This window comes from Fusobacterium massiliense (genome assembly GCF_900095705.1).
GTDB classification, from domain to species: domain Bacteria; phylum Fusobacteriota; class Fusobacteriia; order Fusobacteriales; family Fusobacteriaceae; genus Fusobacterium; species Fusobacterium massiliense.
In genome coordinates this window covers 418,423-434,907 of the sequence record NZ_LT608327.1, presented here as the reverse complement: position 1 = coordinate 434,907, position 16,485 = coordinate 418,423, and the positions used below count along the sequence as shown (strand labels likewise).

General features: G+C 24.5%; 9 protein-coding genes. 6 read left to right on the top strand and 3 right to left on the bottom strand.

The features are described from left to right. The first annotated feature begins 18 nt into the window (after nt 1–18). Nucleotides 19–2,754: a PD-(D/E)XK nuclease family protein gene (locus BQ2505_RS06420; RefSeq protein ID WP_074016943.1), complete on the top strand. Its 2,736-nt coding sequence runs from the start codon at nt 19–21 to the stop codon at nt 2,752–2,754. Beyond that, nucleotides 2,744–5,896 carry a UvrD-helicase domain-containing protein gene (locus BQ2505_RS06415; RefSeq protein WP_074016942.1) on the top strand — a complete coding sequence of 1,051 codons (3,153 nt, stop codon included), beginning with the start codon at nt 2,744–2,746 and terminating at the stop codon, nt 5,894–5,896. The genes BQ2505_RS06420 and BQ2505_RS06415 overlap by 11 nt, the downstream gene beginning before the upstream one ends. Before the next feature lie 217 nt (nt 5,897–6,113). Here the strand turns inward: BQ2505_RS06415 and BQ2505_RS06410 are convergent, their stop codons facing one another. Beyond that, entirely contained in the window at nt 6,114–7,016 is a 903-nt protein-coding gene (locus BQ2505_RS06410; RefSeq protein ID WP_074016941.1) for a DMT family transporter, read from the bottom strand. Between the two features lie 31 nt (nt 7,017–7,047). After that, complete coding sequence (locus BQ2505_RS06405; protein WP_074016940.1) at nt 7,048–7,518, bottom strand: toxin-antitoxin system YwqK family antitoxin; 471 nt, start codon at nt 7,516–7,518, stop codon at nt 7,048–7,050. Nucleotides 7,519–7,636: 118 nt separating this feature from the next. On the opposite strand from BQ2505_RS06405, the gene BQ2505_RS06400 reads away from it, so the two are divergent. The 4 genes from BQ2505_RS06400 to ftsH are packed head-to-tail and all read left to right on the top strand — an operon-like array spanning nt 7,637 to nt 13,771. Continuing rightward, nucleotides 7,637–9,232, top strand: coding sequence for a DEAD/DEAH box helicase (locus BQ2505_RS06400; protein ID WP_074016939.1), 1,596 nt, complete (start codon nt 7,637–7,639; stop codon nt 9,230–9,232). A gap of 16 nt (nt 9,233–9,248) precedes the next feature. Beyond that, nucleotides 9,249–10,181 carry an endolytic transglycosylase MltG gene (mltG, locus tag BQ2505_RS06395; protein ID WP_074016938.1) on the top strand — a complete coding sequence of 311 codons (933 nt, stop codon included), beginning with the start codon at nt 9,249–9,251 and terminating at the stop codon, nt 10,179–10,181. A gap of 57 nt (nt 10,182–10,238) precedes the next feature. Beyond that, nucleotides 10,239–11,621, top strand: a complete 1,383-nt coding sequence (gene tilS, locus BQ2505_RS06390) for a tRNA lysidine(34) synthetase TilS (RefSeq protein ID WP_074016937.1) — start codon at nt 10,239–10,241, stop codon at nt 11,619–11,621. After that, a complete protein-coding gene (ftsH, locus tag BQ2505_RS06385) occupies nt 11,618–13,771 on the top strand; it encodes an ATP-dependent zinc metalloprotease FtsH (RefSeq protein WP_074016936.1) in 2,154 nt (717 codons plus the stop codon). The genes tilS and ftsH overlap by 4 nt, the downstream gene beginning before the upstream one ends. Nucleotides 13,772–13,959: 188 nt before the next feature. On the opposite strand, the gene BQ2505_RS06380 is transcribed toward ftsH, so the two are convergent. Further along, nucleotides 13,960–16,428 (bottom strand): AMP-binding protein, encoded by a 2,469-nt coding sequence (locus BQ2505_RS06380; protein ID WP_074016935.1) that lies wholly within the window; start codon nt 16,426–16,428, stop codon nt 13,960–13,962. Between the last annotated feature and the right edge of the window lie 57 nt (nt 16,429–16,485).

Here is a 16,485-nt window from a genome sequence, read left to right as displayed (position 1 = left end):
GTTATATAGGGGGAAGAAATGATAAAGTTTAATTATATGCCATACAATGAAAAAGAAAATCAACTTTATTCAAATATTTTTAATTACGATAATAGTGAAAATTTAATCGTAGTTGAAAATGATTTTGTACAAAAATTTTATTTTTCTTATATCAACAGCAAAAAAATGATTAGAACAAGTAGTATTATTTCGTTTGATAAGTTCTGGGATTATATCTTTATTTCAAAAAGAAAAAATTTAAAAGATATAAAAAAATATTTTGTTTTTTATTCTTTATTAGATGATGAAATAAAGAAAAAATATAATATTAGCTCATACTTTGATTCAATGGAGCTTGCTAATGATTTTTTTGAATTTTTTAAATATATAGAAAAAAAAGAGGAACTAGAAAAAGTTGTTTTATCTAAATGGCAAGAAGAAAAGTTTTCTTTATTTTTTAATTTAAAAAATAAACTAGATAATTTTTTAGATGAGAATAATTATATTTTAGAAGACTGGTTAGATAGAATTGAAAATTTAAATTTTGATTATTTGAAAAAATTTAAGAAAATTATATTTTATGATATAGTTGATTTCCCACATAATTTTAAATCTATATTAAAAGAAATAGCTAAAAAAAATGAAATTGAATTCGTTTTTCAAATAGAAAAAAATGATATAAATGAGAAAGAACTTTTACTAGAAAAAATTTCTCTGCCTAATAGAAATATAAAATTAAATTTAATATCATATACAGATGATTTAGATTTACAAGTTCAAGTCTTATCATCTACTACTAAGACTTATTTCGCTGTAGATAAAAATAAAAATCACGATTATAAGATTTTTGATAATTCAAATAAATACATTCTTAATGACACAAAATTCTATACAATTATAGAAAGTTTATTAAATCTTTCTTTGGCTTCAAAAGAAGAAAATAAAAATTATTTAGATATAGTTTTAATAAGAGAGAATATTTTTAAAAATTCATTTATGGAATTTTTTGGTTTAGATGGAGAAGATATAAGAGTATTAAATACTATTTTAAAAGATGAGTATAGATATCTTTCTTTGGAATTGATTGAAACAAGTCAATTTACTAAGTTTTTTGAAGAAAATATGAATTTAAAACTTAAGTTAAAAACAATTTTTGAACTGTTAATAAAAATAAATACAATAAAAAACATTTTAGAACTTAATGAATTTTTGTGTTTAAATTTCTTTAATACTGAAGAAAATATACAATATTTTACAGAGGGGAAATTTGAAACTATATACGATAAAATTTATGAAATATTGGGTCTTTTATCTTCGAATGAAAGTGTTGAATTTTTTAAAGATTTTAGAAAAATATTTAAAGATAATTTAGGAAAAAATATATTCTCAGTATTCTTTAATGCTTTGAATAATATTACTCTATACTCAAATGAAGAAAAAAAAGAAGATAAACCATTTTTAAAAGATTTATATACATTGAAAATGCTGTCAAATGATAAATTTGACTCTGTTCCATCTATAATTTATGCTGATAATAAAACTTTACCTAAAGTCAAAGCTAATATCAATTTATTTACAGAAAGTCAAAAAAAGAAATTGTCTATCATAACAAGAGAGGAAGAAATTTTAATACAAAAATATCGGTTTTTCCAAAATATATTAAACTTAGAAGAAATGAATATTTATTCTTTAAAAAATGAAGATGAAAATATTGATTACTCTCCTTTTATATATGAACTTATCAATAAATATAGTTATGTAGAACAGGAAAAAATAAATTTAAATAAATTTTTTAAATCAATTTATTTAAAAAATAAAAGGGAAAATATTGAGAAAAATATAATAAAGTATAGTCCATACAAGAAAGAAAAAACAGATTTTGTGAATAATAAACTATATATAGGAGCCTATGATTATATTGAACTTGAAGAGAATGAAACTTTTTTCTTTTTAGATAAAATCTGTGGTGTTAAAAGTTCAAATGAAGCAGAATTGGAAAATGGTATATCTGCAAGAATATTAGGAATTTTAGTTCATAAATCTATGGAAGAAATTTTTAAAGATAAATGGAAAGATATTTTAAATGATAGAGAAAGGTTATTAATAAAAGATGAGGATATAAAACCATACATAAAAAGAAATATCAAAAAAGAAGAATTAAAAATAGAAAGATTTTTAAATGCTTATGTATACGATATCATTTTAGAAAGATTATCAAAAAATATAGAAAAGTTTTTTAAATGTTTATACGAAGAATTAAAAGATAAAAAAATCATTAGAGTAGAAACTGAAAAATCTTTAAAGAAAAATGAAGAAAAAGTTTTTTATGATGTTGATGGAATAGATATTATCTTAACTGGAAGAGCAGATTTAATAATTGAAACTGACAGAGCAAAGTATATTATAGACTTCAAAACTGGAGGAGTTAACGAAAAACAACTTGAATATTATGCTATTATGTTCTATGAAAGTGAAACTTTACCAGTCTATAGTGCTTCTTATAATTTTTGGATAGATGAGCAACCAAAAAATAAAGATAAAAATAAAACAAAATCAGATGAAACAAAGGATTTTGACTTTTCTAAGTATATTCAAGAAAGTATAAAAGAAAAGGCTGATAAGTTTAAAGAAAAACTAACAGAATTTATAAGAGGAGAATATTATACACTTCCAAAGAAAAAAGCATTGAAGAAAAATGCTTATGATTTTAAAGAATATTATAATTATAAAAATTTAATTCCTTTAGAAAAAATAGGTGATAATAATGAAAAATAAAGAATATTTAGTTGTAAAAGCAAGTGCAGGAACAGGGAAAACTTATAGATTATCATTAGAATACATTTATTCACTTTGTATGGGAACTGACTATAAAAATATATTAGTTATGACATTTACAAAAAAAGCCACTTCTGAAATTAAAATAGAGGTACTTTCTAAAGTTTCAAAGTTTGTAGAAATATACGATTATATAAAAGATAGCAATAAAACTGTTCAAGAAGAATTAAATTCAAATATGACAATAGATGAGAAAAAAAAGGAAGAATATTTAAGTTTAATTAAAAATTTAGAAAATTTAGATAAATCTAAGAAACTTTTAATAAATAAAGCTATTTTAAAAAAATTATCTTTAATTTACAATGAAATTTTAAAAAATAAAGAAAAACTAAGAATATACACTATCGATGCCTTTATAAATGTTATCTTTAAAAATTTAGCTACTAATATATTGAAAATAAAACAATATTCTATGATTGATGAAGAAGAAAATGAAAAATACTATAAATTAGTTCTTGAAGAGGTATTTGCAAATAAAAAAGTATTTTCAGAATATAAAGAGTTTTTTAAAGATAATGCTGAAAAAAATATAGATAATTTTCTAAGTATTATGAAAAAATTAATATCAGAAAGATGGAAGTATTTATTTTCTTTAGATAGAAATGCTAACTATATTGTTAAAGAAAAGTTTAATGACAATACAGATATTGTAAAAATATTTCATGAAGCTATAAACTACATAAAAGATGAGAAAAATACGGGAAAATTGTATGAAGAAAAGTTTGTAAGTAGTTCTTTAATAGGAGCTTTGTCTTTATCAGATGATGAGATAGAAGATTATCTGCTTAAAATAGAAAATCTTGAAAAAATTGTAGGTAGTGCAAATTTATATGACGGTAGATATTGCTTTAAAGGAAAAGAACAAGAAAAATTGTATATGGCAGAATTAAAAGAAAAATTAGAAGAAGGAATAGCAAAAGAATTATTTGATAAATTAGTTATTCCATATGAAGAAAGAATTATAGATTTATGCAAAAATATCTATAAAATATACGACTATCATAAAATGAGAGATAGAAAATTTACTTTTAATGATATCTCAACATACACATATATGACTTTATTTGATGAAACTAATTCTTTTATTGATAATGATGGCTTAAAGGATGAATTTTATGAAGCACTTGATATGAAAATTGATACAGTTTTTATAGATGAATTTCAAGATACTAGTGTACTACAATGGAAAATGCTTTATGAAATTATAAAAAAAGCTAATAGGGCTATATGTGTTGGAGATGATAAACAAAGTATTTATGGTTGGAGAGATGGAGAAAAAAGACTTTTTGAAAATTTAGGGAATATTTTAGGAACAGAACCAGAATCGTTAAATATTTCATATAGAAGTGATAAGAATATTGTTGATTATACAAACAATTATTTTATGAAGAAAAAAGTAGAAAATGATTGGAAATTTGAACCAATAACAGCAAATTCAAAAAAAGAAGGATTTGTAAAAAAAATTGAGATAATATGTAACGGTTCCGATGAAAAAATAATCTATAAAACTTTAATAGATGAAATAAAAAAATATAATTCTTATGAAGATGTAGCAATAATTTCTAGAAAAAATGAAACTCTAAAAGAAATAGCAAGTGTCTTAGAAGATGAAAAAATACCTTATATTAGAAGTGGAAGTAATAATTTAGATGAATATAAGGGAATTTATGAATGTTGTGAACTTATAAATTATTTAGTTTGTGGAACAGAATTATCTCTTTATAATTTTTTGTCGAGTGAGATTAGTGAAATAGGAACTAATGAGCTAAAAAAATTACTTACAAATAAGAATCCTTTGATTTCTTACATACTTTTAGAAGATGAAAATAAAATTATTCAAAATTCAATAAATAAAAAAATAATAGAATATTTAGATAAAATTAAATATTTTAAGAAAAATTATAAAAGTTTAAGTATTCAAGATTTGATTTATGAAATAATAGAAAAATTTAAAATAACAGACTATTTTAATAAGGAAAAAGAAATAAAAAATATTTCTGAATTTTATTTGTTAAGTTCAAAATATAATTCACTAATTGATTTATTAAATGATTATAAAAATAATAAAATTTCACTTTCTGAAGAAAAAGAAAAGCAAGGAATTGAGCTTATAACAATACATAAATCAAAAGGGTTACAATATAAGACAGTATTTTTTATAAATATAAATGGAAGTCAGAAAAATGGTTTTTCAAAAAATGAAGGATTTTTATTTGAAATGAACTCAAAATATGATGACATAGACTTTTCTCTTTTTTATAAGCCAAAGTATAGAAAAATAGTTGAAAAATGTTTTCCTAATGTTGTAGAAAGATATAATAAGAAGTATGAGGAAGAAGAAATAAATAATCTTTATGTTGCTCTGACAAGGGCAAAAAATAATATGATAATTATTGATGCTACAATAAAAATCGAGAGAAAAAATGCTAAAGAAAAGATTGAAACTTCAATAGAAACAAAAGAGCTTATTGGGAAATTTTCAGAAACTTATGTAAAAAATCTTTCTTCTCTAAAAGCTGTTGAAGAAAAAAATGAGATTTTAGATTTGGAAAATATGGTTAATATATTTAAAGAAAAAGTTAAAATAGAAGAAAAGAGAATTGAAATAAATAGGAGTAAATTTCTATTAGAAACAGAAGAAAAAAGAATGATTGGTCTTTTAATACACTCATTTTTTGAAAATATTAAATATGCTGAAGAAAGTGAAATAGAGTATTCAAAGGCTTTGTGCTATAAAGAATATTTATCATATTTTGGAGAAGAAAAAATGAATATAATTTTTTCAAAAGAAAATATAAATAAATATTTAAAAACGGATACAAAAATATTTTCTAAAGATTGGGATTATATTTATTCTGAATATGAAGTTTATGACTTAGAAAATCAAAAAGAGTATAGAATAGATAGACTGATGATAAGAGAACCTAGAGAAAATGAAAAGGGTAAAGTCTATATAGTAGATTATAAAACAGGAAGAATAAATGAAACACAATTAATTACTTATAGAGATGTTCTGTTAAAGAAGTTCCCAGAATTAAAAGATTATGATATAGAATTGAAATATATTGAATTTAATTTATAAAATAAATAAAGTCTCCCCTAACAGCCGTATGAGTTCTACGAGCTCAATGAACACAGGCTCTTCGAACTAATACGGACGTCGGAGACTAATTTTCTCTATTTATTTGTTATACTTTCCTATACAATAAAAAAGTCTCCTAACATCCGTATGACTCTTTCGAGCTCACAGAAATGCTCTCCAGAGTAATACGGATGTCGGAGACTATTTTTAAATATAGTTATTTTAAATTAACATATTTTTTCTTAAAAATATCTTTAGGTATTTGAGAAAAAATGATTGAAATAAATACTATGACACAACCTAAAAATTCTCTATTAGTCATCACTTCATCTAAAATTAGATATCCAGATAATGCAGCAAATACAGCTTCTAAACTTAAGATTAGAGAAGCTACTACAGGGTTGGTATATTTTTGACCTATCATTTGAAGAGTGTAAGCTATTCCTGAAGACATAAAACCAGCATATGCAATAGCTTTCCAAGAGGCAGCTATATTATATAAAGTAAGGGTTTCATTTTCAAAAGCAAATGAACAAATAGCTGATAATATTGTTAAAACAACAAATTGTAAAAATGACAGACAGATAGGATTGAACTTTTTAGAATAATGGTCTATTACTAAAATATGTCCAGCCCAACAAAATGAACCCAAGAAAACAATAAAATCTCCTTTATTTACAGAAAAATCAGTTAAACTAGGAACAGCTAATAGATATAGTCCGATGAATCCTATAATTACACTAATCCATATAGATAAATCAATCTTATGCTTTAAAAATATTCCTAAAAAAGGAATTATTAAAATATAAAAAGATGTTATAAAACCAGTTTTACCAGCAGTTGTGTATTGTAAACCTATTTGTTGTAAAGAAGTTCCAACAAAAATTAAAAATCCACAAATCACTCCAGCCTTTAATAGTTCAACTTTATTTTCAGGAAATTTAATTTTACTAATCCATAAATAAAGTCCTAAACATAGAATTGCAATGACCGAACGAGACGTGTTAAAAGTGAAAGGACCAATTCTGTCCATTCCTGCAATTTGAGCAACAAAGGCAGTTCCCCAAATAAAAGCTGCAAGTAATAATGTTAAGTCTCCAAAATAGCTTTTTTTATTCATATTATCATCTCCTACCTTATAGTTAACCGGATTATTTAGTTTCAGCCTTTCCAGTTAATTTTCCATCCTTATCAAAGTATTCCCAAACTCCGATAGGTTTTCCATTTTCATATTCTCCTTTTGTTCTTATATTGCCGTTAGAGTAATATAAAAAATATTTTCCATTTTCTTTACCATCTTTATAAATAGCCTCAGTAGATTTTTTACCATTTTTATCATAAACAATATATTTTCCAGTTAGTTTCCCATTTTTCCAATTAATAATTGATTTCAGATTTCCATTTTTATAAAACTCCAACCATTTTCCTTCAGGTTTGCCATCTAGATAATAAAATCTATCTCTACCTTCAGTTACTTTTCCTGAAAAAATTTCATTAGTTGATTTTAAATAATATATTTTATCAATAATTTTTAAATCTTTTTTTGTTACTTCAGTAGAATTTGAAAACAAATTTGTTGATACCAAAATCGTAATTAATAACACAGAAATTTTTTTATTCAATTTAATCCCTCCATATCTTTATTACATTATTACATATTCAGAAAAATATTACAATAAAAATTAAAGGATTTTATAAAAGTATGATATAATAAAAGAATTAATAAGAAGGAAGTGAATAATGGAACAATTAGAAAAATTAGAAAAATTAAAAGAATTTAGAGAATTAGGGCTTAGTGAGAAAGTATTAAAAATGTTATCAAAGAAAGGATACGAGTCTCCTACACCTATACAAAAATTAACAATACCTGCTTTATTGAATAGTGATAAAGATATAATAGGACAAGCTCAAACAGGAACAGGGAAAACGGCAGCTTTTTCATTACCAATAATAGAAAAATTTGAACATGAGGATCATATTCAAGCTATAGTTTTAACACCAACAAGAGAGTTAGCTCTACAGGTTGCTGAAGAAATGAATAGTTTGAGTGCTAGTAAAAAAATGAAAGTAATTCCTGTTTATGGGGGACAATCAATAGATATTCAAAGAAAACTTATAAAAAATGGAGTAGATGTTGTTGTTGGGACTCCAGGAAGAGTTATAGATTTAATTGAAAGAAAACTATTAAAAATAAAAGAATTAAAATACTTTATTTTAGATGAAGCAGATGAAATGTTGAATATGGGATTTATCGAAGATATTGAAAAAATATTAACATTTACAAACGATGATAAAAAAGTATTATTTTTCTCAGCTACTATGCCACCAGAAATTATGAAAATTGCAAAAGAGCATATGAAAGAATACGAAATTTTATCTGTAAAGAGTAGAGAACTTACAACAGATTTAACAGAACAAATATATTTTGAAGTTAATGAAAGAGATAAATTTGAGGCTTTGTGTAGAATAATTGATTTGACAACTGATTTTTATGGAATAATTTTTTGTAGAACAAAAACAGATGTTAATGAAATTGTAGGAAGATTAAATGACAGAGGATACGATGCTGAGGGTCTACATGGTGATATTGGGCAAAATTATAGAGAAGTAACATTAAAAAGATTTAAATCTAAAAAAATAAATATATTAGTTGCAACTGATGTAGCTGCAAGAGGTATAGATATTAATGATTTAAGTCATGTTATAAACTATGCTATACCTCAAGAAGTTGAAAGCTATGTTCACAGAATAGGAAGAACTGGTAGAGCTGGGAAAGAAGGAACAGCAATAACTTTTATAACTCCTCAAGAATATAGAAGATTACTTCAAATTCAAAAGGCTGTAAAAAAAGAAATAAGAAAAGAAAGTTTACCTGAAATAAAGGATATAATTCAAGCCAAAAAGTTTAAAATTAGAGATGATGTTGCTCAAATTTTAATAGATAATGACTATGAGAAATTTAAAAAAATGGCTAAAGATTTATTAAAAATGGAAGAAACTGAAAATGTAGTAGCTGCTCTTTTAAAATTAACTTTTAGTGATGTTTTAGATGAAAGTAATTATTCTGAAATATCTCCAGTTAAAATGGATGATACAGGGAAAACAAGATTATTTATTGCTATGGGTAGAAATGATGGAATGACACCTAAGAAATTAGTAGATTTTGTAATAAAAAAATCTAAAGTTAAGTCAGCATATATAAAAAATGCTGAAGTGTACGAAAGTTTTTCTTTTATATCAGTTCCATTTAAAGAAGCTGAAATAATTGTTGAAGCTTTTGCAGAAAATAGAAAAGGGAAAAAACCATTAATAGAAAAAGCAAAAAATAGAAAGTAATTGAAATGAGGTAAAAATGAAAAAAATTATATTTTTTTTAACGGTTATTATTGTGGTTTTAGGATTTAGTTATTATCAAATAGAAAAAAAGACTAAGTATGATAATTTTATTCTTGAAATAGATAGTTCTAAACCTTTGAGAAAATCTTTAGAAACTTTACCAATAGCAAAGAGTGTATTTTTTAAGATTTATCTTAAATTAAATAATGGTGGAAAAAATATAAAAGCAGGATATTATGAAATAAATGGAGATTATAATATAAAAGACTTGATTTCTATTTTAGAAAGTGGGAAATCCAAGGGATATAAGTTTACTATCATTGAAGGGTATACAGTAAAAAATGTTATTGATAAATTAGTTGCAAACGGGATAGGGGAAAGAGAAAAATATTTAAGTGCTTTAAATGAAATAGAATTTCCTTATCTAACACCAAATAAGAACTATGAGGGTTATTTTTATCCAGAAACTTATTTTATACCTGAAAAATATGATGAAAAATCTACTTTAGAATTGTTTTTAAATGAATTTTTAAAGAAATTTCCAGAAGATAAATATCCAGATAAAGAAGATTTTTATAAAAAACTGATAATGGCATCAATTTTAGAAAGAGAAGCTGCACTTGATAGTGAAAAACCTCTTATGGCATCTGTTTTCTACAATAGAATAGAGAAAAATATGACATTATCAGCAGATTCAACAGTAAATTTTTTGTATAATTATGAAAAGAAGAGAATCTATTATAAAGATTTAGAAATAGTCTCTCCATATAACACATATAAAAATAAAGGCTTACCTCCAGCTCCTATATCTAATCCAACTGTAAGTTCAGTTGAAGCTGCATATAAACCAGCAAAAACAGATTACTTGTTTTTTGTTACAAAAGGTGGAGGAGCACACTTTTTTAGTAAAACATATAAGGAACATTTGGATTTCCAAAAAACTAAATAATTTATTATTATTTAGTGATTTCCTAATTAGATAAGAATAGTATATTGAAGAGGAATTATGGAATTGTTAAAAAAAGTATTAGAAATTAATGAAAAATATAGTCTAATAGAAAATAGTGATACTGTTGTTGTTGGTTTTTCTGGAGGACCAGACTCTGTTTTTCTTTCGGAAATATTAAAATTAATGCAAGCAAAAATTAAATTTAATTTTTTACTGGTACATATTAATCATATGTTAAGAGGGAAAGATGCAGATGATGATGAAACTTTTTGTGTGGAATATGCTAAAAAATATAATTTAAGAATTTTTCATAAAAAAATAGATATAAAAAGTTTGGCAAAAGAAAAAGGAAAAACTTTGGAAGAAGTTGGCAGAGAAGAAAGATATAAACTTTTCTCAGAAGTCTTAGAAGAAACAGGGGCAAATAAAATAGCTACAGCTCATAATAAAGACGATCAAATTGAAACTTTTTTATTTAAATTAATAAGAGGAACAACTTTACAGGGTTTAGAAGGAATAAATCCTAAACGAGAAAATATAGTTAGACCTATTTCAGAGATTTATAAAAAAGATATATTAGACTACTTGAATAAAAATCAAATTCAATATAGAATAGATAAAACAAACTTTGAAAATGAATTTACAAGAAATAGTATAAGACTAGATTTAATACCTTTTATTGAAGAAAGGTATAATAATAAATTTAAAGATAAGGTGTTTTCTATTATCAATGAAATTAGGGAGAATAATAAAAATAATCTTTTAGATTATAGTAAGTTTATAAAAAATAATAATTCTTTAAAACTAGAAGAACTTAAAAAATTATCAGAAAATCAATTAAAAAATCTATTTGCTTATATTTTAAATAAAAAAAATATACAAATAAATAGAGAAAAAATTAATAACATACTTGATTTAATAACAAAAAATGGAAGTAAAAAAATAGATTTAGATAATGAATATGAACTTATAAAAACTTACGATAAAATATACTTTCAACAAAAACAACTAAAAGAAAAAAAAATAAGTCTAACTAATGATAATGAAATAGAAATATCATCAAAAAATAAAAACTTCATTTTCTTTAATAAATTTAAAATAAATATAGATATTGTTCAAAATTTAAAAGATTCTGATATAAAATCCAAAGATAAATATTTACTTGTTATTGCTGAAGAAACTTTTAATAGTGGAAAAGTAAAGATAAGATTTAGAAAAGATGGAGATAAAATTTTTCTAGGAACTCATTCAAAAAAAATAAAAGAAGTATTTATTAATAAAAAGATAGAAAAAGAGAAAAGAGATTTTATACCTATTTTTTTAATTGATGACGAAGTATTTTGGATATACGGATTATTAAAAGGAAAAGTTAGAGAAAGTGATTGTTTTAAACAAAAACTTATTAATATTTTAATTACTGTTGAGGAGGTACAAATTTGAAAGATGATCAATTAAAAGATGAAGATATTCAGAAAGATAATAATGAAAATCTTCATGAGCAAAAAGAAGTTAATACTGAAGAAAAATTAAATGATAGCCATGATGCAGAAGCTCAAACAAATAAAGAAGAAAATTTAGATAAAAAAGATGAAAATAAAGAAGAAAAAGAAGAAGATAAAAAAATAAAAGAATTTTTAAAAAATTCAAATTTTTCTTCAAAAAAAGATAATAAAAATAATGATGGGAAAAAAACTATTGGGAAATCTTTTAGATTTAAGTTTAACTTCAAAGGTTTATTGATGCTTATATTTATTGTTAGTTTATTCTTTTATATTCCAACTATAATGAAAGAAAATAGAAAAGGAAAAACTAATGATATAACTTATACTGCTTTTATTGAAAATATAGAAAAGAAAGAGATTAAGAGAGTCGAAGAAAAAGAAGGATATATCTATGGATATACTAAAGAAAATGCAGATAAAACTCTAGATGATAGTTATAAAGCAAGACTTATAACTACAAGACTTGGTCAAGATGAAAGTCTTATGAATGTTATAAATAATAATAAAGTTATAATTGAATCATCTGAAGCAGCTCAAATGCCATTTTTAGTCTCATTATTAATATCGTGGTCACCAATGTTACTTATGATATTTATACTTTTCTTTATGATGGGAAGAATAAATAAAGGTAGTGGTGGTCCACAAATATTCAATATGGGAAAATCAAAAGCAAAAGAAAATGGAGAAAATGTTTCAGATGTAACTTTCTCAGATGTTGCTGGTATTGATGAAGCAAAACAAGAATTAAAAGAAGTCGTTGATTTTTTAAAAGAACCAGAAAAATTTAGAAAAATAGGGGCTAAAATACCTAAAGGAGTTCTATTATTAGGAGAACCAGGAACTGGTAAAACATTACTTGCAAAAGCTGTTGCTGGAGAAGCTAAAGTTCCATTTTTTAGTATGTCAGGATCTGAATTTGTTGAAATGTTTGTTGGAGTTGGAGCTTCAAGAGTAAGAGATTTATTTGCAAAAGCAAGGAAAAATGCACCTTGTATAGTATTTATAGATGAAATAGATGCTGTTGGTAGAAAAAGAGGAACAGGACAAGGTGGAGGAAATGATGAAAGAGAACAAACTCTTAACCAACTTCTCGTTGAAATGGATGGATTTGGTACTGAAGAAACTATAATTGTTTTAGCAGCAACAAACAGAGCTGATGTATTGGATAAAGCTTTGAAAAGACCGGGTAGATTTGATAGACAAGTTATTGTTGATATGCCTGATGTAAAAGGTAGAGAAGAAATATTAAAAGTGCATGCAAAAAATAAAAAGTTTGCTTCTGATGTAGACTTCAAGATAATTGCTAAAAAAACTGCTGGAATGGCTGGGGCAGACTTAGCTAATATTTTAAATGAGGGTGCAATTTTAGCAGCAAGATCTGGTAGAACTGAAATAAATATGGCAGATTTAGAAGAAGCTTCTGAAAAAGTTCAAATGGGACCTGAAAAAAGATCAAAGGTTGTATCTGATACTGATAAAAAAATAGTTGCTTATCATGAGTCTGGGCATGCCATTGTAAACTTTGTTGTTGGTGGAGAAGATAAAGTTCATAAAATAACTATGATACCTAGAGGTCAAGCTGGAGGATACACATTATCTCTTCCTGCAGAACAAAAATTAGTATATTCTAAAAAGTATTTTATGGATGAAATAGCAATATATTTTGGTGGAAGAGCTGCAGAAGAAATAATTTTTGGAAAAGAAAATATAACTTCTGGAGCAAGTAATGATATACAAGTTGCAACTGGAATGGTTCAACAAATGGTTACAAAATTAGGAATGAGTGAAAAATTTGGACCTGTTTTACTTGATGGGACTCAACCAGGAGACATGTTCCAAAGTAAATATTATTCAGAGCAAACAGGAAAAGAAATTGATGATGAGATTAGAAGTATTATCAATGAAAGATATCAAATGGCAGTTAGAATTTTAACGGAAAATAGAGATAAATTAGAAGAAGTAACTAGAATTTTACTTGAAAAAGAGACTATTATGGGAGATGAATTTGAAAGAATTATGCTTAGAGAAGATTCTGAACCTATAAAAGAAGAAAAATCAAGTAGTGAAGATAATATTCTAGAAAATTAAAAATATTCCCTGAAGTTTTTATTAGTTCAAAGAACTGATAAGGCTATCAGGGAATTTTATATTTCTATAAGAAAGTATAAATTTAAATAGCAAAAATTATTCTCTGACGTCCGTATTAGTTCGAAGAGCCTGTGTTTATCGAGCTCGTAGAACTCATACGGCTGTCAAGAGAGATTATAAAGTGTCTATTAATCTAATTTATCTTTTATAACATTATAAGATTTTTCTACAATTTCATCATAAGTTAAGTTAGTAACTTCAATTCTATCTAAAAATTCTAAAGAAATATTAGACATTTTAGGAAGTTTTTTTCCAATTGGAAAAGCTTCATAAGCACCTTTTATAACATAAGGTTGGATATCTACATTTAATTCTTTTGCAATAATAGCAAAAGATTTTTTGAATTTATTTAATTTTCCATCACGAGTTCTTAAACCTTCAGGGTAAATAGCAACATTTTTTCCTTCTTTTAAAAGTTTAGCTAATGTTTGCATAACTTCTGCAATATCTTTGTTCATATCAACTAAAATTACATTTGAAAGATTAGCCATTTTTTTTCTAAAAGAACTTTTAAAGTGAACAGCAGTTGCTAAAAAATATGTTTTTCTTAAAATTCTATTTGGAACAGCATAATTAAATAAAAAACCATCTAAGAAACTTTGGTGATTAGCAATATAAATACAAGGTTTATCACTTAGTTTTTCCTTGCCACTAACTTTAACTCTAAAATATGTATTAAATAAAATTAAGGATATAAATTTAATAAATCTTGCAAAAATACTTGAGCTAGGGATATCTGCTTGTATATCTTTATTTATAATTTCTTTCCAATTTAAATCCCCTATTTTTTCTTGATTTTTATTTTCTTTTATATAATTTGCTAATTCTAAAAGAGTGGAATATCTAGAAATTAAATTTTCTTCCTTAACTCCAAAGTTTAATTCTAAAAAGTGTAAAAATTCAACTATATCAAGAGAGTCCATTGCTAAGTCTATTTCAATATGAGAATCAAAATAAACTTCTTTTTCTTTAATCTCGGTTAGATATTTTTTAATAATATTGTATTCTTCAAAATTAGGCTCAGCTTCTCTTTCTTTTTTTTGAATTTTTCCGTTTAACATATCGGCTATCATAAATCTTTTTATTTTTCCAATTTTAGTTTTAGGAAAATCTTCATTTACAATCTTAACATCTAAAATCTTTTTGTAATCAGGAGCTTTTTGATTGTATTTATCAACTATATCCCATTTTAATTTTTCTAATATATTATCAATTTTTTCTTCTTTAATTTTATTAAAATCGGGGTGAATAACTGCTGTTAAAATTGAATTGTACTCAGTAACAACAATTTCAGCAATCAGATTTGTCATAGAAGAAATTTTTTCTTCTATTTCAATTGGATTAATATTTTTCCCATTTGATAAAACTATCATTTCTTTTTTTCTACCGGTAACATATAGATATTGACCATCTAATCTTCCTAAATCTCCAGTATGTAACCAACCATTTTCATCAATAATTTGTGCAGTTGCCTCAGGATTTTTATAGTAACCTTTCATTACATTTCTACCTTTAACAAGTATTTCATTGTCATCAGCAATTTTAACTTCAACATCTTTTATAACTTTTCCGGCACAATTTGGAACTATATCATCTTTAGGAGTATATGAAATCATAGGAGAAGTCTCAGTCATTCCATAGCCTTCACATACTTTAATTCCAAGAGTATAAAAATCTTCAGTTATTTGACCGTTTAATTTAGAACCTCCTGAAACAAAGAATTTAATATTTCCTCCAAAACTTTCACTAACTTTTTTGAATAGGATACGGCTAAATTTTAGAGAGTTTACTTTTTTAGCAAGAGCAAATATGAATCTTGTTATTCCTTTTGATTTTATAGTATCCATAATCTTTTTATGCATCATTTCCCATAATCTAGGTACAGCAATAATCATAGTTACTTTATATTTTTTCATAGCTTCTATTAAAGCAGCAGAGGAGATTTCTTCTAAGAAAACTATAGTAGAAGAACTCATAAGTGGTAATACACCAGTACCTAAAAGAGGTAAAATATGATGCATTGGAAGAAGAGCAACAGTTATATCTTTTTCTTCAAACATATTGTGTACTTCAAGAGCTTCGATATTAGCTAAGATATTGTCAAAACTTAGCATAACACCTTTAGGTTTTCCTGTTGTTCCAGATGTGTATAAAATAAGGGCTGTATCATCTTTTTCTGGAGAGTTGATATAAGTATTTTCCTCTAAATTTTCATCAATAGATATTTTTGAAAAATCTATTTTATCAACATTGATAATTTCTACATCCTTTTTTAAATTAGATAAGGCTGTTTCAACTTTTTCTAATTGTTCATTTGAAGTGAAAATTCTAACAACATCTGAGTTATCAATGAAATATTCTAACTCTTCACTTGTTGAAGATGCATCAATACAAACACAAGTTGCTCTAGAATCCCAAGTAGCAAAAAAGCTATATAGTAATTCAGGTCTATTTTCCATATAAATCATATTATTTGTAAATTGTTGTATTTTTGAAAAAAATTTTATTTTTTTTGTATTTGAAATAAAGTCTTTATAACTAATTTCATTCTCCTTATAATATAATGCTACCTTTTTCTTATCAGTTATTATTTTCATAATACCTCCATGGTTTTATATTTTATTTATTAAATAATAATTTATTCTATAAAAGAA

What these genes read in the sequence shown, in the direction of transcription:
- BQ2505_RS06400 (WP_074016939.1), top strand. Translation starts at nt 7,637, where the DNA reads ATGGAACAATTAGAAAAATTAGAAAAATTAAAAGAATTTAGAGAATTA.
- BQ2505_RS06410 (WP_074016941.1), bottom strand. Translation starts at nt 7,016, where the DNA reads ATGAATAAAAAAAGCTATTTTGGAGACTTAACATTATTACTTGCAGCT.
- BQ2505_RS06420 (WP_074016943.1), top strand. Translation starts at nt 19, where the DNA reads ATGATAAAGTTTAATTATATGCCATACAATGAAAAAGAAAATCAACTT.
- BQ2505_RS06415 (WP_074016942.1), top strand. Translation starts at nt 2,744, where the DNA reads ATGAAAAATAAAGAATATTTAGTTGTAAAAGCAAGTGCAGGAACAGGG.
- tilS (WP_074016937.1), top strand. Translation starts at nt 10,239, where the DNA reads ATGGAATTGTTAAAAAAAGTATTAGAAATTAATGAAAAATATAGTCTA.
- BQ2505_RS06380 (WP_074016935.1), bottom strand. Translation starts at nt 16,428, where the DNA reads ATGAAAATAATAACTGATAAGAAAAAGGTAGCATTATATTATAAGGAG.
- mltG (WP_074016938.1), top strand. Translation starts at nt 9,249, where the DNA reads ATGAAAAAAATTATATTTTTTTTAACGGTTATTATTGTGGTTTTAGGA.